The organism is Burkholderia sp. Tr-862 (genome assembly GCF_011753085.1).
Taxonomy (GTDB): Bacteria; Pseudomonadota; Gammaproteobacteria; order Burkholderiales; family Burkholderiaceae; genus Burkholderia; species Burkholderia ambifaria.
On sequence record NZ_VWWG01000048.1, the window covers coordinates 1 to 25,412 of the forward strand.

At 67.2% G+C, this 25,412-nt stretch carries 24 protein-coding genes; 15 read left to right on the plus strand and 9 right to left on the minus strand.

Translation table 11 applies throughout. The annotated features are described in order from the left end of the window. On the minus strand, positions 1–446 hold a 446-nt coding region (gene ssb / locus F3J14_RS15780), incomplete at its 3' end, for a single-stranded DNA-binding protein (RefSeq protein ID WP_166723789.1). Between the two features lie 103 nt (positions 447–549). After that, positions 550–1,737 carry an MFS transporter gene (locus F3J14_RS15785; protein WP_043173922.1) on the minus strand — a complete coding sequence of 396 codons (1,188 nt, stop codon included), beginning with the start codon at positions 1,735–1,737 and terminating at the stop codon, positions 550–552. Between the two features lie 263 nt (positions 1,738–2,000). On the opposite strand from F3J14_RS15785, the gene uvrA reads away from it, so the two are divergent. Both uvrA and F3J14_RS15795 read left to right on the plus strand, forming a co-directional pair. Further along, positions 2,001–4,886, plus strand: a complete 2,886-nt coding sequence (uvrA, locus tag F3J14_RS15790) for an excinuclease ABC subunit UvrA (RefSeq protein WP_166723790.1) — start codon at positions 2,001–2,003, stop codon at positions 4,884–4,886. Between the two features lie 257 nt (positions 4,887–5,143). Further along, complete coding sequence (locus F3J14_RS15795) at positions 5,144–6,226, plus strand: hypothetical protein (RefSeq protein WP_166723791.1); 1,083 nt, start codon at positions 5,144–5,146, stop codon at positions 6,224–6,226. A gap of 102 nt (positions 6,227–6,328) precedes the next feature. On the opposite strand, the gene purU is transcribed toward F3J14_RS15795, so the two are convergent. From purU to F3J14_RS15820, 5 genes are all read right to left on the minus strand, one after another. Then, the gene (purU, locus tag F3J14_RS15800; RefSeq protein WP_166723792.1) at positions 6,329–7,213 is read right to left on the minus strand and encodes a formyltetrahydrofolate deformylase; all 885 of its coding nucleotides are present in this window, start codon (positions 7,211–7,213) and stop codon (positions 6,329–6,331) included. A 50-nt stretch (positions 7,214–7,263) separates the two neighbouring features. After that, positions 7,264–8,121: a DUF4743 domain-containing protein gene (locus tag F3J14_RS15805; protein ID WP_166723793.1), complete on the minus strand. Its 858-nt coding sequence runs from the start codon at positions 8,119–8,121 to the stop codon at positions 7,264–7,266. Positions 8,122–8,126: 5 nt separating this feature from the next. Beyond that, positions 8,127–8,741: a LysE family translocator gene (locus tag F3J14_RS15810; protein ID WP_166723794.1), complete on the minus strand. Its 615-nt coding sequence runs from the start codon at positions 8,739–8,741 to the stop codon at positions 8,127–8,129. A gap of 26 nt (positions 8,742–8,767) precedes the next feature. Then, complete coding sequence (locus tag F3J14_RS15815) at positions 8,768–9,334, minus strand: adenine phosphoribosyltransferase (RefSeq protein ID WP_166723795.1); 567 nt, start codon at positions 9,332–9,334, stop codon at positions 8,768–8,770. Positions 9,335–9,413: 79 nt separating this feature from the next. Next, complete coding sequence (locus F3J14_RS15820) at positions 9,414–11,420, minus strand: monovalent cation:proton antiporter family protein (RefSeq protein WP_166723796.1); 2,007 nt, start codon at positions 11,418–11,420, stop codon at positions 9,414–9,416. A 125-nt stretch (positions 11,421–11,545) separates the two neighbouring features. Here F3J14_RS15820 and kdsD point away from each other — a divergent pair, with 125 nt between their 5' ends. The 11 genes from kdsD (at position 11,546) to F3J14_RS15875 (ending at position 20,789) form a co-directional block, all read left to right on the plus strand. After that, positions 11,546–12,529, plus strand: coding sequence for an arabinose 5-phosphate isomerase KdsD (gene kdsD / locus F3J14_RS15825; RefSeq protein ID WP_166723797.1), 984 nt, complete (start codon positions 11,546–11,548; stop codon positions 12,527–12,529). Further along, positions 12,529–13,065: an HAD family hydrolase gene (locus F3J14_RS15830; protein WP_166723798.1), complete on the plus strand. Its 537-nt coding sequence runs from the start codon at positions 12,529–12,531 to the stop codon at positions 13,063–13,065. Before kdsD ends, F3J14_RS15830 begins: the two co-directional genes overlap by 1 nt. A gap of 3 nt (positions 13,066–13,068) precedes the next feature. Then, positions 13,069–13,683: an LPS export ABC transporter periplasmic protein LptC gene (gene lptC, locus F3J14_RS15835; protein WP_166723799.1), complete on the plus strand. Its 615-nt coding sequence runs from the start codon at positions 13,069–13,071 to the stop codon at positions 13,681–13,683. A gap of 20 nt (positions 13,684–13,703) precedes the next feature. Beyond that, positions 13,704–14,369, plus strand: coding sequence for a lipopolysaccharide transport periplasmic protein LptA (gene lptA, locus F3J14_RS15840; RefSeq protein WP_006752624.1), 666 nt, complete (start codon positions 13,704–13,706; stop codon positions 14,367–14,369). Next, a complete protein-coding gene (gene lptB, locus F3J14_RS15845) occupies positions 14,366–15,142 on the plus strand; it encodes an LPS export ABC transporter ATP-binding protein (protein WP_166723800.1) in 777 nt (258 codons plus the stop codon). Before lptA ends, lptB begins: the two co-directional genes overlap by 4 nt. 170 nt (positions 15,143–15,312) lie before the next feature. Continuing rightward, the gene (locus tag F3J14_RS15850) at positions 15,313–16,818 is read left to right on the plus strand and encodes an RNA polymerase factor sigma-54 (protein WP_166723801.1); all 1,506 of its coding nucleotides are present in this window, start codon (positions 15,313–15,315) and stop codon (positions 16,816–16,818) included. A gap of 158 nt (positions 16,819–16,976) precedes the next feature. Beyond that, positions 16,977–17,336 (plus strand): ribosome-associated translation inhibitor RaiA, encoded by a 360-nt coding sequence (raiA, locus tag F3J14_RS15855; RefSeq protein WP_006477786.1) that lies wholly within the window; start codon positions 16,977–16,979, stop codon positions 17,334–17,336. 169 nt (positions 17,337–17,505) lie between these two features. Further along, positions 17,506–18,045, plus strand: a complete 540-nt coding sequence (locus F3J14_RS15860; RefSeq protein ID WP_006752627.1) for a PTS sugar transporter subunit IIA — start codon at positions 17,506–17,508, stop codon at positions 18,043–18,045. Positions 18,046–18,174: 129 nt separating this feature from the next. After that, positions 18,175–19,143, plus strand: coding sequence for an HPr(Ser) kinase/phosphatase (gene hprK / locus F3J14_RS15865; RefSeq protein ID WP_010090664.1), 969 nt, complete (start codon positions 18,175–18,177; stop codon positions 19,141–19,143). Positions 19,144–19,218: 75 nt separating this feature from the next. After that, positions 19,219–20,127 (plus strand): RNase adapter RapZ, encoded by a 909-nt coding sequence (rapZ, locus tag F3J14_RS15870; protein ID WP_166723802.1) that lies wholly within the window; start codon positions 19,219–19,221, stop codon positions 20,125–20,127. A gap of 26 nt (positions 20,128–20,153) precedes the next feature. Continuing rightward, the gene (locus F3J14_RS15875) at positions 20,154–20,789 is read left to right on the plus strand and encodes an LON peptidase substrate-binding domain-containing protein (protein WP_006752630.1); all 636 of its coding nucleotides are present in this window, start codon (positions 20,154–20,156) and stop codon (positions 20,787–20,789) included. A gap of 122 nt (positions 20,790–20,911) precedes the next feature. Here F3J14_RS15875 and mutY read toward each other — a convergent pair whose 3' ends face one another. Beyond that, on the minus strand, positions 20,912–22,018 hold the full coding sequence (mutY, locus tag F3J14_RS15880) for an A/G-specific adenine glycosylase (RefSeq protein ID WP_166723803.1): 1,107 nt from the start codon (positions 22,016–22,018) through the stop codon (positions 20,912–20,914). A gap of 34 nt (positions 22,019–22,052) precedes the next feature. Continuing rightward, entirely contained in the window at positions 22,053–22,880 is an 828-nt protein-coding gene (gene mutM, locus F3J14_RS15885) for a bifunctional DNA-formamidopyrimidine glycosylase/DNA-(apurinic or apyrimidinic site) lyase (protein WP_041491280.1), read from the minus strand. 86 nt (positions 22,881–22,966) lie between these two features. Here mutM and F3J14_RS15890 point away from each other — a divergent pair, with 86 nt between their 5' ends. After that, positions 22,967–24,790: a tetratricopeptide repeat protein gene (locus F3J14_RS15890; RefSeq protein WP_166723804.1), complete on the plus strand. Its 1,824-nt coding sequence runs from the start codon at positions 22,967–22,969 to the stop codon at positions 24,788–24,790. Further along, positions 24,790–25,410: a lipoprotein insertase outer membrane protein LolB gene (gene lolB / locus F3J14_RS15895; protein WP_166723805.1), complete on the plus strand. Its 621-nt coding sequence runs from the start codon at positions 24,790–24,792 to the stop codon at positions 25,408–25,410. Before F3J14_RS15890 ends, lolB begins: the two co-directional genes overlap by 1 nt. Positions 25,411–25,412 lie beyond the last annotated feature (2 nt).

Below are 25,412 nucleotides of genomic sequence, written 5' to 3' on the forward strand. Positions count from 1 at the left end.
CCGCCACCGCCGCGCTCCATCTGCTCGCCGCCGCGACCGCCGCCGCCGCCACCACCGTAGCCGCCGCCGTAACCGCCTTCGTCACCGCCACCACCGCCGCCGCCCGCGCCGCCACGGCCGCCGAGCATCTGCATCTGGTCGGCGACGATTTCGGTCGAGTAGCGATCCTGGCCGTCCTGGCCCTGCCACTTGCGCGTGCGGATGCGGCCTTCGATATAGACCGACGAGCCCTTCTTCAGGTATTCGCTGACGATTTCGGCGAGACGGCCGAAGAACGCCACGCGGTGCCACTCGGTCATTTCCTTGAAATCGCCGCTTGCCTTGTCCTTGTAGCGATCGGTCGTCGCGAGACGGATGTTCGCAACCGCGTCGCCGCTCGGCAGGTAACGGACTTCAGGATCGGCGCCGAGATTGCCGACGAGGATGACCTTGTTGACGGATGCCATGTGTTTCTCCAGTAAATTCGATGCCGGGCCGCCCGCGAAAGACGTCGGAGCGGCCCGCCGGACAAGCCGGCGAGCGCCGCCCGTGCGTGTCCGAAAAGTAGGTTCAGGCCTTGCGCGGCGGCGCTTTCATGCTGGCCGCGATTATAAGCCACGCCGCCACGAGCCCAGAACACGCATAGAAGACGGTGTTCGCGCCGCCATGCTTCAGCAGCCAGCCGCCCACGATGCCGCCGAGCGCGAGCCCGATCGATTGCGTGGTGTTGTAGACACCGGTGGCCGCGCCCTTGCGCGAACCGGGCGCGAGCTTCGACACGAGCGACGGCTGCGATGCTTCCAGGATGTTGAAGCCGAGGAAGTACACGAACAGGATCGCCGCCACAATCAGGATGGTATGCGGTGCGCTGCCGAGCAACAATTGGCCGATCAGGATAGCGAGAATCCCGCCGAGCAGCACCGGCTTCATCTTGCCCCGTTTTTCCGCGACGATGATCGCCGGGACCATCATCACGAACGCGAGCCCCATCACCGGCAGGTAGATCTTCCAGTGCGCGGCGACCGGCAGCCCGCCGTCGACCAGCAGGCGCGGCACGACGAGGAACAGCGCCGTCTGCGTCGCGTGCAGCACGAGCACGCCGAAGTTCAGGCGCAGCAGCTCGCCGTTGTGCAGCACCTCGGCGAACGGCGCCGGCACGTGCACGGGCTTCGCCGCGTCGGGCACGATCCACACGACGACGCCGATCGCGAGGATCGACAGCACGCCGACGATCGCGAACAGCCCGCTCATCCCGACCCAGTGGAAGACGATCGGCGCGCCGACGATCGCGACCGCGAACGACACGCCGATCGAGCCGCCGACCATCGCCATCGCCTTCGTGCGGTTCTGCTCGGAGGTCAGGTCGGCGATGAACGCGAGCACCGCGGACGACACGGCGCCCATCCCCTGGATCACGCGACCGACGATGATCCACGTGATGTCGTGCGCGAACGCGGCGACGAAGCTGCCGAGCGCGAAGATCACGAGGCCCGTGGCGATCACCGGCTTGCGGCCGAACTTGTCGGACGCCCACCCGTAAAAAATGTAGAACAGCGACTGCGTGACGCCATAGGCCCCGAGCGCGATGCCGACGAGCAGCACGTTGTCGCCGCCCGGGATGGTTTTCGCGTAGACCGAGAACACCGGCATGATCATGAACAGGCCGAGCATGCGCAGCGCGAAGATCGCCGCGAGCGACGTGGTCGCGCGCAGTTCGGGCGCACTCATGCGGGAAGACGTGGCGGACGGATTGGACATCGGGAATGAATTTCGAATGATCGGAATGTCCGCCCGGTGGCGGGCGGCGGAAGATCAGGGCCACCGGCCCGGCAGGCCTGGCAGGCGCTTTCCGGGACGTCCCACGGGCAGCCTGCGGGCCGCCCGAAGCCGTGCGGCGCGGCCGCTTCCCCGGCGTGGGCACCGCCTTGCTGCCAGTTGCTGCAAAGGCTGGGGGCCCCCAACGACGGCCTCGAAAAGCCGTTATAGTAGCAGGTTTGGTTCCCTCCATTTTCGCCAGGTTCATGGAACAGATCCGTATCCGTGGGGCACGCACCCACAACCTGAAAAACGTCAATCTCGACCTGCCGCGGCACAAGCTGATCGTGATTACCGGGTTGTCCGGGTCGGGCAAGTCGTCGCTCGCGTTCGACACCCTTTATGCAGAGGGCCAGCGCCGCTACGTCGAAAGCCTGTCCGCATACGCCCGCCAGTTCCTGCAGTTGATGGAGAAACCCGATGTCGACCTGATCGAGGGCCTGTCGCCCGCGATCTCGATCGAGCAGAAGGCGACATCCCACAACCCGCGTTCGACCGTCGGCACGGTCACCGAGATCCACGACTACCTGCGACTTTTGTTCGCACGTGTCGGCACGCCGTACTGCCCCGACCACGACATCCCGCTCGAGGCGCAGAGCGTGTCGCAGATGGTCGACGCGGCGCTCGCGCTGCCCGAGGAAACCAAGCTGATGATCCTCGCGCCCGTCGTCGCGAACCGCAAGGGAGAGCACGCCGAGCTGTTCGAGGACATGCAGGCGCAGGGCTTCGTGCGCTTTCGCGTGCGCTCGGGCGGCGGCACCGCGAACGAAGGCGTCGCGAAGATCTACGAGGTCGAGTCGCTGCCGAAGCTCAAGAAGAACGACAAGCACACGATCGACGTCGTCGTCGACCGCCTGAAGGTGCGCCCGGACATGAAGCAGCGCCTCGCGGAATCGTTCGAGACCGCGCTGCGCCTCGCCGACGGCCGCGCGATCGCGCTCGAGATGGATACCGACCACGAGCACCTGTTCAGCTCGAAGTTCGCGTGCCCGATCTGCTCGTACTCGCTGCAGGAACTCGAGCCGCGCCTGTTCTCGTTCAACAACCCGATGGGCGCGTGCCCGGAATGCGATGGCCTCGGCCAGATCACGTTCTTCGACCCGAAGCGGGTCGTCGCGCACCCGTCGCTGTCGCTCGCCGCGGGCGCCGTGAAGGGCTGGGACCGCCGCAACCAGTTCTACTTCCAGATGCTGCAGAGCCTCGCGGCGTTCTACGAATTCGACATCGACGCCGCGTTCGAGGACCTGCCGGAAAAGATCCGCAAGGTGCTGCTGTTCGGTTCGGGCAAGCAGACGATCCCGTTCTCGTACATCAACGAGCGCGGCCGCACGACGATCCGCGAGCACGTGTTCGAAGGGATTATCCCGAACCTCGAGCGCCGCTACCGCGAGACCGATTCGGTCGCGGTGCGCGAAGAACTCGCGAAGTACCAGAACAACCAGCCGTGCCCGTCGTGCGAAGGCACGCGGCTGCGCCGCGAGGCGCGCCACGTGCGGGTCGGCGCGGGCGACTACGCGCGCGGCATCTATGAAATCAGCGGCTGGCCGCTGCGCGACGCGCTCGGCTATTTCGCCGGCCTGTCGCTCGACGGCGCGAAACGCGAGATCGCCGACAAGGTGATCCAGGAAATCGTCGCGCGCCTGACCTTCCTGAACAACGTCGGCCTCGACTACCTGTCGCTCGAGCGCAGCGCCGAGACGCTGTCCGGCGGCGAGGCGCAGCGGATCCGGCTCGCATCGCAGATCGGCTCGGGCCTGACCGGCGTGATGTACGTGCTCGACGAGCCGTCGATCGGCCTGCACCAGCGCGACAACGACCGCCTGATCGCGACGCTCAAGCACCTGCGCGACCTCGGCAACTCGGTGATCGTCGTCGAGCACGACGAGGACATGATCCGCACGGCCGACTACGTCGTCGACATGGGCCCCGGCGCGGGCGAGCACGGCGGCGTGGTGGTCGCCGAAGGCACGCCGAAGCAGGTGCAGTCGAACCCGCAGTCGCTGACGGGCCAGTATCTGGTCGGCAAGCGCACGATCGAGTATCCGGACGAGCGGCTCGCGCCCGATCCCGAGCGGATGCTGCGCATCGTCGACGCGCACGGCAACAACCTGAAACACGTCGACCTCGAGTTGCCGGTCGGGCTCCTGACCTGCATCACCGGCGTGTCGGGTTCCGGCAAGTCGACGCTGATCAACGACACGCTGTATCACGCGGTCGCGCGCCACCTGTACGGCTCGTCGGCCGAGCCGGCGCCGCACGAGGCCATCGAGGGCCTCGAGCACTTCGACAAGGTGATCAACGTCGACCAGTCGCCGATCGGCCGCACGCCGCGCTCGAACCCGGCCACCTACACGGGCCTGTTCACCCCGATCCGCGAGCTGTTCTCGGGCGTGCCGACCGCGAAGGAGCGCGGCTACGATCCGGGCCGCTTCTCGTTCAACGTGAAGGGCGGCCGCTGCGAGTCGTGCCAGGGCGACGGCGTGCTGAAGGTCGAGATGCACTTCCTGCCGGACGTCTACGTGCCGTGCGACGTGTGCCACGGCAAGCGCTACAACCGCGAAACGCTCGAAGTGCATTACAAGGGCAAGAACATCAGCGAAGTGCTCGACATGACGGTCGAACAGGCGTACGAATTCTTCAGCGCGGTGCCGGTGATCGCCCGCAAGCTGAAGACGCTGCTCGACGTCGGCCTCGGCTACATCCGCCTCGGCCAGTCGGCCACGACGCTGTCGGGCGGGGAGGCGCAGCGCGTGAAGCTGTCGCTGGAGCTGTCGAAGCGTGACACGGGCCGCACGCTGTACATCCTGGATGAGCCGACCACCGGCCTGCACTTCCACGACATCGCGCTGCTGCTCGAGGTGATTCACCGGTTGCGCGACCAGGGCAACACGGTCGTGATCATCGAGCACAATCTCGACGTGATCAAGACGGCCGACTGGGTGATCGACCTCGGCCCCGAAGGCGGCGCCGGCGGCGGCCAGATCATCGCGCAGGGCACGCCCGAGGAGGTCGCGAAGACCAAGGCGAGCTTCACCGGCAAGTACCTCGCGCCGCTGCTCAAGCGTTCGCCCCGCAAGGCGGCGGCCGGCTGAGCGCTTCCGTTCCCGCGCGCGGCTGCCCCGGCCGCGCCCTGCCGGCGCTCGCCGCGGCGCCGGTCTCCTCGTTTTCCCTTGTGCGGTTTTCCCTTCTGCGTTTACACCACGAGCCAAACTGTCCCGTGACAGACCATAATGGCAGCTATACTTTACGGTCGTAAGGTTCGCTATCCGCACCAATCCGGTGCGACGCCGGGCGAGCACCGTCCTGCCGCCCACCGCGCGGCGCGACACACGAACGACAGGAATCCACGATGGAGAAGCAACAAGAGTCGCGCGACGCGCAGAGCCGCGAGCCCCACCTGCGCAGCGTGCGGCTGACGAGCGACTTCAGCCTGCCCAAGCTCTCGGCGATCGAGGTCGGCAGCTATCTGTTCGCCCTCGTCTCGATGGTGCTCGTCATCGAACTCAAGCTGCTGGGCGGGCTGCTGGCCGGCCTGCTGGTCTATCAGCTGATCCACACGATCGCCCCGGTGATCGAACGCCACACGACGAGCATGCGCGCGCGCTGGGTCTCCGTCGTGCTGCTGTCGATCGCGATCGTCGGCGGGCTCACGGGCCTGACGATCGGCATCATCGATCACTTCGAGCACACGGTGCCCAACCTGCAGAGCCTGCTCGGCCAGCTGATGCAGATCGTCGAGCAGACGCGCGCCCGCACGCCGGCCTGGATCGCGAACCTGCTGCCCGTCGACGTCGAACAGATGAAAACCAAGGCGGCGCTGCTGATGCACTCGCACATGGATCAGCTCCAGCAAGGCGGCAAGAGCGTCGCGCGCGGCTTCGGCCATGTGCTGTTCGGGATGATCATTGGCGCGATGATTGCGATCGGCGTCGAGCACGGCAAGGTGCGCCGGCCGCTGTCGACCGCGCTCGTCACGCGCGTGTCGCGCTTCGCCGAATCGTTCCGCCGGATCGTGTTCGCGCAGATCAAGATCTCGGCGATCAACGCGGCCTTCACCGGCATCTACCTGCTCGTCGCGCTGCCGATCTTCCACCAGCGGCTGCCGTTGTCCAAAACACTCGTGCTCGTCACGTTCATCGTCGGGCTGCTGCCGGTGATCGGCAACCTGATCTCGAACACGCTGATCGTCGCAGTGTCGCTGTCGGTCAGCATGGGCACCGCGATCGCATCGCTCGCGTTCCTCGTCGTGATCCACAAGCTCGAATACTTCCTGAACGCGAAGATCATCGGCGGCCAGATCGAGTCGCGCGCGTGGGAGCTGCTGCTCGCGATGCTGATCATGGAAGCCGCGTTCGGGCTGCCGGGCGTGATCGCCGCGCCGATCTTCTATGCGTACCTGAAGCGCGAGCTGTACATGCTGCGGCTGATCTGACGCGCCGCGCATCACGCGACAAAAAAACGCCGCGCCCCATCCAGGGCGCGGCGTTGTTACTTGCAGGCCGGCTGACGGCCGACGGCCGACGCGAACCGCCGATCAGCGGAACACGACGGTCTTCGTCCCGTTCAGCACGATCCGGTGCTCGACGTGCCACTTCACCGCACGCGCGAGCGTCACGCACTCGACGTCGCGGCCGATCGCGGTGAGCTGGTCGGGCGTCATGCTGTGGTCGACGCGCTCGACTTCCTGCTCGATGATCGGGCCTTCGTCGAGATCGGTCGTCACGTAGTGCGCGGTCGCGCCGATCAGCTTCACGCCACGGTCGAACGCCTGGTAATACGGCTTCGCGCCCTTGAAGCTCGGCAGGAACGAATGATGGATGTTGATCGCGCGGCCGGCGAGCTGCTGGCACATGTTCGGCGACAGGATCTGCATGTAGCGCGCGAGCACGACGAGATCGGCCCGGTGCTCGTCGATCACTTCCAGCACGCGCGCTTCCTGCGCGGCCTTCGCCGCATCGGACGAGCCGCCCACGAGCGGGAAGTGATGAAACGGGATGTTGTAGCTCGCGGCGAGCTGGTAGAACTCCTTGTGGTTCGACACGATCGCCGGGATCTCGATCGGCAGCTGGCCGGTGCGGTAGCGAAACAGCAGGTCGTTCAGGCAGTGACCGATCTTCGACACCATGATCACGACGCGCGGCTTCACGGCCGCGTCGTGCAGCTCCCAGCGCATCGCGAACTGCTCGGCGAGCGGCGCGAATTCCTGGCGAAGCGTGTCGAGCGCCGACGCGGCATCCGCGCCGTCGGCATCCTGCTCGAAGTGCACGCGCATGAAGAACTCGCCGGTGCGGCTGTCGCCGAACTGCGCCGAGTCGAGAATGTTGTTGCTGCGCTCGAACAGGAAGCCCGAGACCGCGTGAACGATGCCGTGCCGGTCGGGGCACGACAGTTTCAAGATAAAGCTGTGATCGGTCGACATGACCGCTACTCCCTTCGTTTCGGTATTCGTCAAATAGGCCGTTCGGCGCGTTACGCGGCCGGCGCGAACAGCGCGTCGATGCCCGCCGCGTCGGCCGCCGCGAGCCAGCGGTGGCGCAGCAGCGTGTCGAGCATCGCGAGGCTCGCATCCACCGTCGCGCGGCCTTCGCGCAACCAGCCGATCACCTCGGGCACGCCGGCCAGCAGGTGCTCGGCCACTTCGCCGTCCTGGTTGTGCGGCGCGAAGTCGCGCGGCAGCGGCAGGTCGTACACGAAGATCAGTTCGGACTGCGTGCCTTCCGGCAGCGAGCACAGCACCTGCACCGCCCGGCCCGCGATCGCGCGCGCCGCCAGTTCGGCCGGCATGCCGGCCTCTTCCCAGCATTCCTTCGTGAGCGTCTCGTGAACGCCCAAGCCCCAGCCGATGCCGCCCGCGACGACGTTGTCGAGCATGCCGGGGTCGGTGGCCTTGGTCGCGCTGCGGCGGCCGAGCCACATCTGCGGCGCGGCGGGCGAACCCGGCGCAGCCGCATATTCTACGATGCCGTTCAGGTGCACCGCATAAGTCTGCGTGCCGAAAAAACGCGACGCGGCGCGCTCGATATACGCGAGCGGCGGATCGTCGAAGCGGTTGCGGATCGCATAGATCTCGTCGCGCCAGCCGGGAATCGCGCCTTCGGCCGCCAGCGCGCCGATCGCGCTCGCGAGCGCCATGCTGCGCGCATCGACCGTGTCATAGCGCGCCGACAGCACGACACGCTCGTCGGTCAGCTCGAACACGTCGGGCCAGCGCTCGAGCTTCGCGACGTCGCGGCGACGCACCCAGCCGACCTGCTCGCCCGCGATCTCGAAACGCAGGTGCGCGAGCGGATCGAAGCGGCGCGCGGCCGCAATGCACGGAAACGTCATCGGGTTCAGTCCTTCAGCGCGACGCGGATACCGATCGCGATGAAGGTCGCGCCGGCAATGCGGTCGAGCCACACGCCGGCCTTCGGACGGCGCTTCAGCCATGCGCCGATCGCGCCCGCACTGATGCCGAACAGCGAGAAGATCGCGGCCGTCTGCAGCATGAACAGCGCGCCGAGCTCGAACATCTGCAGCGTCACGCCCTGCGCGCCGTGCGGATCGACGAACTGCGGCAGGAACACGACGAAGAACAGCGTGACCTTCGGGTTCATCAGGTTGCCGATCACGCTCTGCCGGAAGATCGCGCGAAGCGGCTGCGGCGCACGCGCATGCGCATTCGCGAGGCCCTGGCTGCGCAGCGCCTTGATGCCGATCCACACGAGGTACGCCGCGCCCGCGAGCTTCAGCGCCTGGAAGGCGACCGGCGACGAGCGCAGCACGGCCGCGACGCCGAGCGCCGCGAGCGTCGTATGGAACAGGATCCCGGCCGTGAAGCCGAGCGCCGCGACGAAGCCGGCCGCGCGGCCCTGCGAGATGCCGCGTGCGAGCACCTGCAGGTTGTCGGGACCGGGCGCGAACGTGATCGCGATCGACGTGGCGAGAAACAGCATGAAGTTGGGCATCGTGACCTCGCGGCGTGGGCCGGCGTTCAGTGGCCGGGGAATTCGGTGACGGTATAGACGGGCAGCCCCGCATTGCGCAGCAGCGTCGAGCCGCCGAGATCGGGCAGGTCGATGATCGCCGCGCCCTCGACGACGACTGCGCCGAGCCGCTGCAGCAGGTTGCGCCCCGCCATCATCGTGCCGCCGGTCGCGATCAGGTCGTCCATGATGATCACGCGGTCGCCGGGGCGGCACGCGTCCTCGTGGATCTCGACCGTCGCGCTGCCGTATTCGAGATCGTAGGATTCCGAGCGCGTCTTGTACGGCAGCTTGCCGACCTTGCGGATCGGCACGAAACCGACGCTCAGCTCGTACGCGACGATCGGCGCGATGATGAAGCCGCGCGCGTCGAGCCCCGCGACGTAGTCGAGCTTCGCATCGACATAGCGTTCGACGAACAGGTCGACGAGGATGCGCAGCGCCTTCGGGCTCTGCAGCAGCGTCGTAATGTCGCGGAACATGACGCCCGGCTGCGGCCAGTCGGGCACGGTGCGGATCTGGCTGTGGATGAAGGCGACCGGATCGAGCGGTGCGCCCGACGACGAATGCGGCATGAAACTCTCCGAAAAAAACGGTGCGCGAAGATCGGGCACCGTTTCGAATCAATACGGGTCAGGTCAACGAAATCGTGACTCAGGCGACCGCGACCGGCGGCTCGCGCCGATGGCGCGACAGCCGCTCCTCCGCGAGCGCGAGCGCCTCGGGCAGCCCGCGCAGCACGACGATGTCGCTCGCGCGCAGCTTGGTCAGCGGGTCGGGTTCGACGCCGCGGATCCCGTGCCGGCGGATCGCCGTGACTTCCAGCCCGAGCGCATACAGCCCGAGCTCCTCCAGCGAGCGCCCGACCGCGTCCGCGCGCGCGTCGACCGGCACCGATTGTAGCCGCACCTGCTCGTGATCGTCGTCGTCCGCGTCGTCCGCGCCGTGGAAATAGCCGCGCAGCAGCCGGTAGCGCTCGTCGCGCATCTCCTCGACGCGCCGCACGACCTTGCGCATCGGCACGCCGACCAGCACCAGTGTGTGCGACGCGAGCATCAGGCTGCCCTCGACGATCTCCGGAATCACCTCGGTCGCGCCGGCCGCGAGCAGTTTCTCGAGATCGGCGTCGTCGACCGTGCGCACGATCGCCGGCAGCGTCGGCTCCAGCTCGTGCACGTGGTGCAGCACGCGCAGCGCGGACGGCGTGTTCGCATACGTGATCGCGACGGCCGCCGCGCGATGGATACCGGCCGCGACCAGCGACTCGCGACGCGCCGCATCGCCGAACACGACCGATTCGCCGGCCGTCGCGGCCGCGCTCACGCGATCGGGATCGAGGTCCAGCGCGACGTACGAAATGCCTTCCTGCTCGAGCATGCGCGCCAGGTTCTGGCCCGCGCGGCCGTAGCCGCAGATGATCACGTGGCCGCGCTGCTTGAGGCTTTGCGTCGCGATCCGCGTCATCTGCAGCGACTGCTGCATCCATTCCGTCGACGACAACCGCATCACGATCCGGTCGGCGTTCTGGATCAGGAACGGCGCGGCAAGCATCGACAGCAGCATCGACGCGAGGATCGCCTGCAACAGCGTCGAATCGACGAGATGCCGATCGAGGATCAGGTTCAGCAGCACGAAGCCGAATTCGCCGGCCTGCGCGAGCCCGATGCCGGTGCGCATCGCGACGCCCGGCGTCGCGCCGAAGAGGCGCGCGAGCCCCGCGATCATCGTTCCCTTGAACAGGATCTGGCCGACGAAGAAGCCCAGCACGAGCAACGGGTGCTCCCAGATCACGCTCGGATCGAGCAGCATCCCGGTCGTCACGAAGAACAGCCCGAGCAGCACGTCGCGAAACGGCTTGATGTCCTCCTCCACCTGATGACGGAACGGCGTCTCGGAGATCAGCATCCCCGCGATGAACGCTCCGAGCGCGAGCGACAGGCCGAAGCGGTCGGTGATGAAGGCGGCACCGAGCGTGATGAGCAGCAGGTTCAGCACGAACAGTTCCTGCGAGCGGCGCCGCGCGACGACGTTGAGCCAGCGCGTCATGAAGCGCTGGCCGACGATCAGCAGCAGCGCGAGCGCGATCACGATCTTGACCGCCGCGAAGCCGAGCGTGATCGCGAGATCCTTGGACGACTCCGCGCCGAACGCGGCGATCACGATCAGCAGCGGCACCACCGCGAGATCCTGGAACAGCAGCACGCCGAAGATGTTGCGGCCGTGCTCGGTCTCGATCTCGAGCCGCTCGGCGAGCATCTTCGACACGATCGCCGTCGACGACATCGCGAGCGCGCCGCCGAGCGCGACGCTGCCCTGCCACGTGATGTGCACCCAGCGCTCGAACAGCGCGCCGAGCGCGACCGCGAGCACGAGCGTCCCGACCACCTGCAGCAGCCCGAGCCCGAACACGAGCCGCTGCATCGCCCTCAGCTTCGCGAGCGAGAATTCGAGGCCGATCGAGAACATCAGGAATACCACGCCGAATTCCGCGAGGTGCTCGGCCCGCTCGAGGTCCGCGGCGATACCGAATGAGTGCGGGCCAACCAGGATGCCGACGGTCAGGTAGCCGAGCATCGGCGGCAGGTTCAACGAGCGAAAGACGACGACGCCCACCACCGAGGCCAGCAGCAGCAGCAGGGTCATTTCGAGCGGGGAAATCACGGGCAAAGCGTCCTCGTTCGTCGGGGCCACGGCAATGCGGGCGCGGGTGGTGGCGGGGGGCAAGCGACCTCGGACGAGTCCGAAGGCGCGGCGCGGCGAACAAACGCCTTTGCTATACTCCGCGCATGATAGCGAAAATCAATGATGACCGGGCGCTCGCGCTCGCCCGCGACGTGCTCGACATCGAGGCGGACGCCGTGCGCGCGCTGCGCGACCAGCTCGACGGCGACTTCGTGCAGGCCGTCGCGCTGCTGCTCGGCTGCCGCGGGCGTGTCGTGGTATCCGGCATCGGCAAATCGGGGCATATCGCCCGCAAGATCGCGGCGACGCTGGCGAGCACCGGCACGCCGGCCTTCTTCGTCCACCCGGCCGAGGCCAGCCACGGCGACCTCGGCATGGTCACGTCGGACGACGTCTTCATCGGCATCTCCTATTCCGGCGAGTCGGAAGAGCTCGTCGCGATCCTGCCGCTCGTCAAGCGGATTGGCGCGAAGCTGATCGCGATCACGGGCCGCGCGGAATCGAGCCTCGGCACGCTCGCCGACGTGAACCTGAATGCCGCGGTGTCGAAGGAAGCGTGCCCGCTGAACCTCGCCCCCACCGCGAGCACGACCGCCGCGCTGGCGCTCGGCGACGCGCTCGCCGTCGCGGTGCTCGACGCGCGCGGCTTCGGCTCCGAGGATTTCGCGCGCTCGCATCCGGGCGGTGCGCTCGGCCGGCGCCTGCTCACCCATGTGCGCGACGTGATGCGCTCGGGCGACGACGTGCCGCGCGTCGGGCTCGACGCCACGCTGTCGGACGCGCTGTTCCAGATCACCGCGAAACGGCTGGGCATGACGGCCGTGGTCGACGCCGACGGCCGCGTGGCCGGTATCTTCACCGACGGCGACCTGCGCCGCGTGCTCGCGCGCGAAGGCGATTTCCGCACGCTGCCGATCGTCGACGTGATGACGCGCGAACCGCGTACGATCGGCCCCGAACATCTCGCGGTCGAGGCCGTGGAACTGATGGAGCGCCACCGGATCAACCAGATGCTGGTGGTCGATGCCGACGGCGCGCTGATCGGCGCGCTGAACATGCACGACCTGTTTTCGAAGAAGGTGATCTGATGAGCGCAGCGCTGACTGCGGCCGAACGCGCGAGCCGCGTGAAGCTGATGATTTTCGACGTCGACGGCGTGCTGACCGACGGCGGCCTGCTGTTTACCGCGGCCGGCGACGCGATGAAGTCGTTCAATTCGCTCGACGGCCATGGCGTGAAGCTGCTCGGCGAGGCCGGCATCGCGACCGCGATCATCACCGGCCGTCGCTCGGAGATCGTCGCGGCGCGCGCGAAGGAAATGAAGATCGCGCATCTGTTCCAGGGTGTCGAGAACAAGCTCACCGTGTTCGCCGACCTGATCGCGTCGCTCGACATCGGCGCCGACGCATGCGGCTACATGGGCGACGACTGGCCCGACCTGCCGGTGCTGCTGCGCTGCGGCTTCGCGGCCGCGCCGGCCAACGCGCACCCCGAGGTGATCGCCCGCGCGCACTGGGTGGCCGAGGCCCGCGGCGGCCACGGCGCGGTGCGCGAAGTCTGCGACGCGATCCTGCGCGCGCAGCACCGCTACGACGCGCTGCTCGCGGCTGCCTGCGGAGCCTGACGGATGAACACGCATTTCCGCTGGACCCAGTTGCTGCCGCTCATCGCGGTCGCCGCGCTCGCGGGCATCACGTGGTGGCTGCTGCAGGCGACGCTGCCGCCGCCCGGCGAGGGCACCGCGCAGCCGAAGCGCCATACGCCCGACTATTTCGCGGACAACTTCTCGGTCACCGAGCTCGACCAGTCAGGCACGACCCAGTACCGGCTGACGGCCGCGAAGCTGATCCACTATGAAGACACCGACAACAGCGACCTGACCGACCCGGCCATGCGCGCATTCCAGCCCGGCAAGCCGGTCGTCACGACCACCGCGAAGCGCGGCACCGTCAACGGCGATGTGTCGATCGTCGACTTGTACGACGACGCGCGCATCCTGCGCGTGGCCGGCGGCGGCGATCCGCAGATGCAGGCCGATTCCCAGCATTTCCGGATCTTCGTCAATGACGATGTGATCCAGACCGAAAAGCCGGTTAAACTTCAGCGCGGCCTGTCGCTCGTCAACGCGACCGACGGCATGAAGTACAACAACGTCACCCGGGTCATCGAGCTTTACGGCAACGTGCGCGGCACGATCGCCGCGGCGGACACGTCCGGCGGCTCGAAAGGTCAATCCAGGTAACGCATCCCTCACGTGACTGCATGAACGAACCGTTCCCTCGACAGAATTCCGGCGGCGCTGCGCGCGCCGTCCGCGCCGCGCTCGCCGCGACGCTCGTGGCGCTCCCGCTCGTCGGGCTGGCGCCGCTCGCCCATGCCGAGAAGGCTGACCAGAACAAGCCGATCAACGTCGAGGCGGACAACCTCACCTACGACGACCTGAAGCAGGTAACGGTCGCGACCGGCAACGTCGTGATCACGAAGGGCACGATCATCATCAAGGGCGATCGCGTCGAAGTGCGCCAGGATCCGGAAGGCTATCAGTACGCGACGTCGTTCGGCAGCGGCAAGAAGCACGCGACGTTCCGCCAGAAACGCGAAGGTCTCGACGAGTACATCGACGGCGACGCCGAGCGCATCGACTACGACGGCAAGCAGGACCTGACGACCCTGACGACCGCCGCGACCGTGCGCCGCCTGCAGGGCACGTCGACGATCGCCGACACCGTGCACGGCAGCGTGATCACGTACGACGGCCAGCGCGACTTCTACACCGCGAAGGGCGGCAAGGACGTCGCGGCGCCGGGCAATCCGAACGGCCGCGTGCGCGCGATGCTGTCGCCGAAGAGCGGCGGCCCCGGGCAGCTGAACGGCGCGCCGGCGAAGCTGTCGCCGTCGACCACGATCCAGGGAGCGCCGGGACAATGAACGCGCTACCGAATCGCCAGCCGGCCGGCACGACGAGTTCGCTCGTCGTGCGCAACCTGAAGAAACGCTACGGCTCGCGCACGGTCGTCAAGGACGTGTCGCTTGATGTGAAGAGCGGCGAAGTCGTCGGCCTGCTCGGCCCGAACGGCGCCGGCAAGACGACGTCGTTCTACATGATCGTCGGCCTCGTGCCGCTCGACGCGGGCGAGATCTCGCTGAACGGCAGCTCCATCAGCCTGCTGCCGATCCACAAGCGTGCATCGCTCGGCCTGTCGTACCTGCCGCAGGAAGCGTCGGTGTTCCGCAAGCTGACCGTCGAGGAAAACATCCGCGCGGTGCTCGAACTGCAGCACGGCGACGACGGCAAGCGACTGTCGAAGGACGCGATCGCAGCGCGCACCGAGGAGCTGCTCGACGAGCTGCAGATCGGCCACCTGCGCGAGAACCCGGCGCTGTCGCTGTCGGGCGGCGAACGTCGCCGCGTCGAGATCGCGCGTGCGCTTGCGACCAGCCCGAACTTCATCCTGCTCGACGAACCGTTCGCCGGCGTCGACCCGATCGCGGTGCTCGAGATCCAGAAGATCGTCAAGTTCCTGAAGCAGCGCAACATCGGCGTGTTGATTACCGATCACAACGTCCGCGAAACGCTCGGCATCTGCGACCACGCCTACATCATCAGCGACGGTTCGGTGCTCGCCGCCGGCGCGCCGAGCGAAATCATCGAAAACGAAAGCGTGCGCCGCGTGTACCTCGGCGAACACTTCCGCATGTAAGCTCCCCCTTTTGTGGCTGGCTGCACCCCGCCCGGCATCGCCGCGCGGGGCTGCGCCCGCGTGCCCCGCGCGGCGGCCCTGCCCGCGGCCGGGCGCCGCGCCGCGCGTAATCGCCGATGGCTCAATGCGGCTCGGTCGTGGCAAACTGCCGGTATGACTCCCTCTCTGCCATGAAAGCCAGCCTTCAACTCCGCCTGTCGCAACACCTGGCGCTGACCCCGCAACTGCAGCAGTCGATCCGGCTCCTGCAACTGTCGACGCTCGAACTGCAGCAGGAAGTCGCGATGGCCGTCGCGCAGAATCCGCTGCTCGAGAACGATGACGAATGGATCTCGAGTCCGCTGCGTGTCGCGTCGGACGGATCGCTGATTGCGCAGGCGCCTTCCGGACAGAACATCGAGCCGGGCCCCGCGAACGGCAGCAGCCAGTCGAGCGATCGCGCCGAGCGCGACGAGCCGGCCGGCGCCGACGAATACGACGGCTACGGGTCGAGCGACGCCGGCGACGGCCCGCAGTGGAATCTCGACGAGTACGGCCGCTCGAGCGGTGCCTCGGACGACGACGACCTCCCGCCGCTGCAGGTGCAGGAAGCCGCAACGTCGCTGCGCGACCACCTGTCCGCGCAATTGCGCGTCACGCAGGCCGGCCCACGCGATCGCGCACTCGTGATGTTCCTGATCGAATCGCTCGACGACGACGGCTATCTGACCGCCTCGCTCGACGAAGTGCTCAACGACCTGCCGCCGGAACTGGAAATCGACTGCGACGAACTGAATGCGGCGCTCGCGCTGCTGCACAGTTTCGACCCGGCCGGGGTCGGGGCCCGCTCGGCCTCCGAATGCCTGAAGCTGCAGTTGCTGCGCCTCGATCCGTCCCCCACCCGCACGCTCGCGCTGGAGATCGTGTCGCAGCACCTCGAGCTGCTCGCCGCGCGCGACTTCACGCGGCTGCGCAAGCACCTGAAGGCGAGCGACGACGCGCTGCGCGACGCGCACGCGCTGATCCGCTCGCTGGAGCCGTTCCCCGGCGCCGCCTACGGCAAGGCCGAGGCGGACTACGTCGTGCCCGACATCATCGTGAAGAAGGCCGGTCAGGGCTGGCTCGCTGAACTCAATCCGGAAGTGATGCCGCGTCTGCGGATCAACAACCTGTACGCGAACATCCTGCGCAACAGCCGCGGCGATCCGTCGGCCGGATCGCTGAAGCAGCAGCTCCAGGAAGCACGCTGGCTGATCAAGAACATCCAGCAGCGATTCGACACGATTCTGCGTGTCGCGCAGGCCATTGTCGAACGTCAAAAGAATTTCTTCGCGCATGGTGAAATTGCCATGCGCCCCTTGGTTTTGCGGGAAATTGCTGATACGCTGGGCCTACACGAGTCGACTGTCAGCCGTGTGACAACAGGCAAGTACATGCTGACCCCCTTCGGGACGCTGGAATTCAAGTACTTCTTCGGGTCACACGTTTCGACCGACACCGGGGGCGCCGCATCGTCGACCGCCATCCGAGCCCTGATCAAGCAACTGATAGGAGCTGAAGACCCAAAATCGCCACTTTCGGACAGCCGCATTGCCGAGCTGCTGGCAGAACAGGGTTTCGTGGTTGCGCGCCGCACGGTTGCCAAGTATCGCGAAGCCCTCAAAATCCCAGCAGTGAATCTGCGCAAGTCTCTTTAGCCTGCTGCCTGCCCGGCGGCGGGCGTCTTCCGGCCACCGCGCACACGGGGGACAAGCCGGGCGACCTGTCCGCGAATTTGCCGCCACGTGCGGCAAGGGCAAGTCGACCGGAGCGCCGCCTCGATGCGGCCGGGTGGTCACTCGCTTGGAGAAGCACTATGAACCTGAAGATCAGTGGACATCATCTCGAAGTCACGCCTGCAATTCGCGAATACGTGATCACCAAGCTGGACAGGGTGCTACGGCATAGCGATCAGGTGATCGATGGCACTGTGATCCTCTCGGTCGACAACCACAAGGAAAAGGACAAGCAGCAGCGCGCGGAAATCAATCTGCACCTGAAGGGCAAGGATATCTTCGTCGAAAGCGCAAACGGCAACCTCTACGCTGCGATCGATCTGCTGATCGACAAGCTGGACCGCCAGGTCGTCAAGCACATGGAGCGTCTGCAGACCCATGCGCACGACCCGATCAAGCTGCAGCCGTCGATCGACCAGATCGAACTGCCGCCGCAATAACGTTCACCGCAACACCCACGCCGCCCGGTTCGCCGGGCGTTTTTTTTGTGTCCGTACGGCAGTGGTGCGACCGGTCCGTCCATGCCGCGCCACGCACGCGGCTGTGCTCTATAATGTCCCGGTTATCGCCGGGGGGCGTTGGGTGCGGTAGCTGCCTTGCAGGTTGCCGATGCCAAACGCCTTGATATCGCCGAACATGGAAAATCAGTCTGCCGCCGCAAGGAGACCCCAGGCCGCCCAATCGCCTGCCAACATGAATCGCCTAGCCAAAATCCTGCCCATAGAGAACGTCGTCATCGACCTCTCCGTCACCAGCAAGAAACGCGTCTTCGAACAAGCCGGGCTGATGTTCGAGAATCAGAACGGCGTCGCCCGCAGCACCGTCACGGACAACCTGTTCGCGCGCGAGCGCCTCGGCTCGACCGGGCTCGGCGAGGGCGTCGCGATTCCGCACGGGCGCATCAAGGGGCTCAAGCACCCGCTCGCCGCATTCGTGCGGCTCGCCGACGCGATCCCGTTCGAAGCGCCCGACGGCCAGCCGGTCGGTCTCCTGATTTTCCTGCTCGTCCCCGAGCAAGCTACCCAACAGCACCTCGAGATCCTGTCGGAAATCGCGCAACTGCTATCCGATCGCGACGCGCGCGAGCGTCTGCACAACGAAACAGATCTCGCCGAGTTGCATCGCGTGCTCACTCAGTGGCAACCTTGAGTTGATCCGGGCGGAATATTTTCCCGAACGAGGCGGCACTCGCCGCCGTCCAGGGCCGCCCGGCGCCGGTCCGGCATGGCGACGCCCGTCGCCCCGCACACGCACCGGCTCATTGGAGTGACGAAAGTCATGGATACGTCCAGCATCAACGCCCAGAGCATCTTCGACGACAACGCGGCCACGCTGAAACTGAGCTGGCTGACGGGGCATGAAGGCTGGGAGCGCGGTTTTTCGGCCGACACCGTCGCCAACGCGACGTCCAGCGCCGACCTCGTCGGCCACCTGAACCTGATCCACCCGAACCGGATCCAGGTGCTCGGCGAAGCCGAAATCGACTACTACCAGCGGCAGACCGACGAAGACCGCTCGCGCCACATGGCCGAGCTGATCGCACTCGAACCGCCGTTTCTCGTCGTCGCCGGCGGCGCCGCCGCGCCGCCCGAACTCGTGCTGCGCTGTACGCGCTCGTCCACGCCGTTGTTCACGACGCCGATGTCGGCCGCCGCGGTGATCGACAGCCTGCGGCTCTACATGTCGCGCATCCTCGCACCGCGCGCGACGCTGCACGGCGTGTTCCTCGACATCCTCGGGATGGGCGTGCTGCTCACCGGCGACTCCGGGCTCGGCAAGAGCGAACTCGGCCTCGAACTCATCAGCCGCGGCCACGGCCTCGTCGCCGACGACGCCGTCGACTTCGTCCGACTTGGCCCCGATTTCGTCGAAGGCCGCTGCCCGCCGCTGCTGCAGAACCTGCTCGAAGTGCGCGGCCTCGGCCTGCTCGACATCAAGACGATCTTCGGTGAAACCGCCGTGCGCCGGAAAATGAAGCTGAAGCTGATCGTCCAGCTCGTGCGCCGCCCGGACGGCGAATTCCAGCGGCTGCCGCTGGAAAGCCAGACGGTCGACGTGCTCGGCTTGCCGATCAGCAAGGTCACGATCCAGGTGGCGGCCGGCCGCAACCTCGCGGTGCTGGTCGAGGCAGCCGTGCGGAACACGATCCTGCAGCTGCGCGGCATCGACACGTTGCGCGATTTCATGGATCGGCAACGACTCGCGATGCAGGATCCCGACAGTCAGTTCCCCGGCAAGCTCGTGTAACTTCCCCGCGCCGGCCTCGCAGCGCCGACGCGTCGAGCCGGTGCTATGATGAAACGTCAGGATTCTCTGCTTCCCATGCGTATCGTCCTCATCACCGGCATCTCCGGCTCAGGCAAGTCCGTCGCGCTGAATGCGCTTGAAGACGCAGGCTACTACTGCGTCGACAACTTGCCGCCGCACGTGCTCCCCGAACTCGCCCGCTACCTTGCCGACGGCGGCCAGCATCGGCTCGCGGTCGCAATCGATGCGCGCTCGAGCGCGTCGCTCGACGAATTGCCCGGCCTGATCCGCTCGCTGTCGCTCGAGCACGATGTCCGCGTACTGTTCCTCAACGCGAGCACGCAGGCGCTGATCCAGCGCTTCTCCGAAACGCGCCGACGCCACCCGCTGTCCGGTTCGCCGTCGCACGACGCGAACATCGGGCTGCTGTCGTCGCTCGAGGAAGCGATCGAGCGCGAGCGCGACCTGGTCGCGCCGCTCGCCGAATTCGGCCACCAGATCGATACGAGTACCCTGCGCGCGAACGTGCTGCGCACGTGGGTCAAGCGCTTCATCGAGCAGAAGAGCAACGACCTGATGGTGATGTTCGAGTCATTCGGCTTCAAGCGCGGCGTGCCGCTCGATGCCGACCTGATGTTCGACGTGCGCGCGCTGCCGAATCCGTACTACGACCATGAGCTGCGCCCGCTCACCGGGCTGGACCAGCCGGTCATCGCCTTTCTCGACGCACTGCCGATCGTCCACCAGATGATCGACGACATCCATGCGTTCCTGATGAAATGGCTGCCGCACTTTCGCGAAGACAACCGCAGCTACCTGACCGTCGCCATCGGCTGCACGGGCGGTCAGCATCGCTCGGTATTCATCGCGGAAACGCTCGCCGCGCGCCTCGCGCACGATGCGAACGTGATCGTGCGGCATCGTGACGCGCCAGTGGATGTCGACGCGTCGTCGCGGCTCGTCACCGAGGTCGACCGACCTTAGCGACACCGCCCTCTCCCCGGCGCGCCATGTCCACCCTATCGACCACCCTGATCGACCTGCCGCTGTTTCCGCTGCACACGGTGCTGTTTCCCGGTGGCTGGCTGCCGCTCAAGGTGTTCGAGGCGCGCTACCTCGACATGTCCCGCGCATGCCTGCGCGACGACGCACCGTTCGGCGTGTGCCTGCTCAAGAGCGGCCCCGAAGTCGCGCAGGACGGCGCCGTGTCGGTGCCCGAGACCATCGGCTGCATGGCGCGCATCACCGAGTGCGACACCGGCGAATTCGGGATGCTGTACCTGGAGGCGATCGGCACGCAGCGTTTCGAGCTGCTGTCGTATCGTGTCGAAGGCAACGGGCTGCTGGTCGGGATCGCGGAGCCGCTGCCCGACGACATCCCGCTCGAAGGCGAGCAGGCGCTCGCGCAATTCGGCTCGTGCGCCGAGGTGCTCGAGCGCATCATCGAGGCGCTGAAGAAATCCGAACCGGGCAAGCTGCCGTTCGCCGAACCGTTCCGCCTCGACGATCCGAGCTGGGTGTCGAATCGCCTCGCGGAACTGCTGCCGCTCGACCTGCGCGCGCGGCAGAAGCTGATGGAGTTTCCGGATGTCGGCGCGCGGATCGATGCCGTGCACCACGTGCTCGATCGACACGGATGGCTGTAGGCATCGGCCACCCGGTCACGTCGCAGCGTTACAGTGGTGCCGCCGCCGCGCATCGCCCAACGAATGGATGCCCCGCGGCGGCCGGGCGTCTTCCCTAGCGCGCCCTGCCCCTTCCCCTTTCGTTACAGCAGCGGCCCGCTCAGCGCATCGAGCAGCTTGCGCACGGGCGCCGGCACGCCATACGCATCGAGCCCGCTCAGCGGCACCCACGCCGTCTCGGCATCCTGCGCGTGCGCGGCCGGCAGGCCGCCGTTCGTCATGTCGCTCAGCCGCGGCTCGATCTCGAGCCGGAAATGCGTAAACGTGTGCGTGAACGAAGCGAGCGGCACCGGGCCGCCGCCGCCGAAACCGCGTGCGAGTGCCGCGAGCGCGGCATCGCCGTCGGCCTGCGGCAGGCACCACAGGCCGCCCCAGATGCCGGCGGGCGGACGCCGCTCGAGCAGCACGGCATCGCCGTCGCGCAGCACGAGCATCCAGGTCTTGCGTGTCGGCACGGCCTTCTTCGGCCGCGCGGCCGGTAGTTCACGCTGCCGGCCCGTCGATTGCGCGACGCAGTCGCCCGCGAACGGGCAGCGCGCGCAATCCGGCTTGCCGCGCACGCACAGCGTCGCGCCGAGATCCATCAGCCCCTGCGTGTAGGCACTCACGTCGGCCTCATTCGCGGCGTCCGGCAGCAGCGATTCGGCCAACGCCCACATGTCGTTCTCGACACGCTTCTCGCCCGGAAAGCCTTCGACACCGAACACCCGCGCGAGCACGCGCTTCACGTTGCCGTCGAGGATCGTCGCGCGCGCACCGTACGCGAACGACGCGATCGCCGCGGCCGTCGAGCGGCCGATGCCCGGCAGTTCGGCGAGCGCGTCGGGCGTCGACGGGAATACACCGCCATGCTCGGCGACCACAACCTGCGCGCAGCGGTGCAGGTTGCGTGCGCGCGAGTAGTAGCCGAGGCCGGCCCACAGCGCCATCACGTCGTCGGCCGGTGCGGCCGCGAGCGCGGCGACGTCGGGAAAGCGTTCGAGAAAGCGCAGGTAGTACGGGATGACGGTCGATACCTGCGTCTGCTGAAGCATGATTTCCGACAGCCAGATCCAGTACGGATCGCGGGTGTTCTGCCACGGCAGGTCGTGGCGGCCGTGCATGCGCTGCCATGCGATCAGGCGCGTGGCGAACGTGCGGTGCAGCGGCGTGACGGGGAACGGAGCAGGAGCAATGCGGGGCGGCTTCAAGTGTTCGAATCTTTGAAAAAAGGTTTCAACGGGCTCAACGCTGGCAGGTCGGGCAGAAATAGGTCGAGCGCTGACCCTGCACGATCTGGCGGATCGGCGTGCCGCATACGCGGCAAGGCAGCCCCGCACGGTCATAGACGAAGCAGTCGAGCTGGAAATAGCCGCTTTCGCCGTTGCTGCCGACGAAATCGCGCAACGTGCTGCCGCCGCGCTCGATCGCGTCGGCGAGCGTCGCGCGCACCGCGTCGGCCAGTCGCTCGTAGCGCGGCAGCGATACCTTGCCGGCGGCGGTCGTCGGCCGGATACCGGCGCGAAACAGGCTCTCCGATGCATAGATGTTGCCGACGCCGACGACCATGTCGCCCGCGAGCAGCGCCTGCTTGACCGACACCGTGCGGCCGCGCGTGCGCGCATGCAGCAGCGCGCCGGTGAACGCCGGCGAGAACGGCTCGACGCCGAGGCTCGCGAGCAGCGGATGCGCATGCACGTCGCCCGCCTCGCGCGGGTGCCACAGCACGGCGCCGAAGCGGCGCGGATCGCGAAAGCGCAGCACGAACTCGTCGAAGATCCAGTCGATGTGGTCGTGTTTCGCGGCGACCGGCACGCCGGCCGCGGGCAGCACGCGCAGCGTGCCCGTCATCCCGAGATGAACGATGAACCAGCCCGCGTCGACCTCGAACAGCAGGTACTTGCCGCGACGCTCGACGGCGAGCACCTCGCGTGCGCGCAATTGCTCCGCGAGCCCCGCCGGCACGGGCCAGCGCAGCATCGCGGTACGGACGTCGACACGCTCGACGCGGCGGCCCGCGACAAAGGGCTCGATGCCCCGGCGCGTGACTTCGACTTCTGGCAACTCTGGCATGTTTTGCGGGTCTGAAACGGGATTCACGATCGTGCGTGTATTGTAGCGAGCGCGTTACAATCGGTTGAAACATCGAACGGATTTCCATGACTCTGCCCTCGAAGCTGCTTCTGAAGCGCCCCGCCGCCGAGCACGGCGCGCGCGCCTTCCCGGTCCGCCGTGCGCTCGGCGCCGCGCTGTTCGCCGCCTGGACCCTCACCGCCATCCCGGCTCACGCGCAGGATCCGGCATCGGACGACGCGCAGCCGCAGGGCGCGTTCGAGCATGTGATGGCGGATGAGCAGAAGAATCTCCCCGGCGTCGCGCTGACGAGCCAGATCGTCTACCAGGTGCTGGCCGCCGAAGTTGCGCTCCAGCGCAACCAGCCGGCGCCGGCCTACCAGACCTACCTCGCCCTCGCCCGCGACACGCGCGATCCGCGCATGGCGCAGCGTGCGACCGAGATCGCACTGGGCGCGCAAAGCCCGGCCGACGCGCTGTCCGCGGCCAATCTGTGGCGCCAGTACGCGCCCGATTCGAACCGCGCATCGCAAGTCGACGCCGCGCTGCTGGTGCTCGCCGGCAAGCCGGCCGACGCGCAACCGCTGCTCGCGCGTGAGCTGGCCCGCGCGACCGGCGAAACGCGCGGCCCCGCGATCCTCGCGCTGCAGGCGCTGCTGGTGCGCGGCTCCGACCGCGTCGCGGGCCTCGCGGTGCTGAAGGACATGCTGAAGAACGACATGAACCGCCCCGAGGCGCAGCTCGCGATCGCGCGGCAGCAACTGGCGGTCGACGACAAGGAAGGCGCGGCGCGGTCGCTGAAGCAGGCGCTGCAGATCCGTCCTGACTACCTGCCGGCGGCGTTGATGCTGTCGCAAATGGGCCCCGCGGAGCGCGCGGCCGGCATCACGTCGTTCGAGAAATATGTTCAGCAGAATCCGAAGTCGCGCGATGGACGGCTCGCGCTGTCACAGCTCTATCTCGCCGACGACCGCCTCGACGACGCGCAGAAACAGTTCGAGACGATGCGCAAGCTCGACTCGAAGGACCCGACGCCGCTGATGGCGCTCGCGCTGATCAAGATCCAGCAGAAGAAGCTCGATGACGCGAGCGCGTACCTGAAACAGTACGTGCAGCTCGGCGACAAGCAGTCGAACCTCGATGTCGGCCAGGGCTACATCTACCTCGCGCAGATCTCGATCGAGCAGGGCAACGACGCGCAGGCGTCGCAATGGCTCGACAAGGTCGACCAGACGAGCCAGCACTACCTGCCGGCGCAGATCACGCGCGCGCAGCTGCTGCAGAAACAGGGCAAGACCGACGAGGCCCGCAAGGTGCTCGACGATCTGCCGATCAGCGATCCACGCGATGCGGCCGTGGTCGCACGCACCGACGCGTCGATCCTGTTCACCGCGAAGCGCTATCCGGAAGCCGAGGCGCGGCTCGGCCAGGCGGTCCAGGACTTCCCGGACGATCCCGACCTGCGCTACGACTACGCGATGGCGGCCGAAAAGACCGGCCACTACGCGACGATGGAAAAACAGCTGCGCGAGCTGATCCGCACGCAGCCCGACAACCCGCAGGCGTACAACGCGCTCGGCTATTCGCTGGCCGATCGCAATCAGCGCCTGCCGGAGGCCAGCAAGCTGATCGACAAGGCACTGTCGCTCGCGCCGAACGACGCGTACATTATGGACAGCCTCGGCTGGGTGAAGTACCGGATGGGCGACACGACCGGCGCGGCCAAGGTGCTGCAGCGCGCGTTCGAGTTGCAGCCGAATGCCGAGATCGGCGCTCACCTCGGCGAAGTGCTGTGGAAAAGCGGCGCGCAGGACGACGCGCGTATCGCATGGCGAGCCGCGCAGAAGCTCGAGCCCGACAACGACACGCTCGTGCAGACGCTGAAGCGCCTCCAGATCAACGGCCTCTGATGCGGATGTTCCCGATGCTTTCCCTGTCTTCCCGCGCGCTGCGCACGCTGGCCGCGGCCGGCGCGGCGCTCGCGCTCGCCGGCTGCGCGAGCACGCCGCCGTCGGCGAACGCGCCGGCCGGCGCCGCGTTGCAGACGGCCGCGACGCATGCGTACCATGGCCGTTTCGCGGTGCAGTACAACGACCGTCTCGGCAGGCAGCAAAACGTGTACGGCAACTTCGACTGGCTGGAGCACGGCGACGACGTGTCGCTCGAACTGCGCAGCCCGCTCGGCCAGACGCTCGCAGTCGTGAAATCGACACCGCAGGCCGCAACGCTCGAACTGCCGAACCGCCAGCCGCAGTACGCGACCGACGTCGGCGAACTGATGCAGAACACGCTCGGCTTCTCGCTGCCGCTGGCCGGCCTGCGCTACTGGCTGCTGCCGACACCCGCGCCCGCGACGCCCGCGCAGACGGTGCGCGACCCGGCCGACGCGACACACGTCAAGCAGATTCGCCAGGACGGCTGGACGATCGACTACCTCGCCTACGCGGATGCACCGGCCACCGGCGTCAAACGCGTCAACCTCGTGCGCGCGACGCCGCCGCTCGACATCAAGCTCGTGCTCGACCAGTAAGC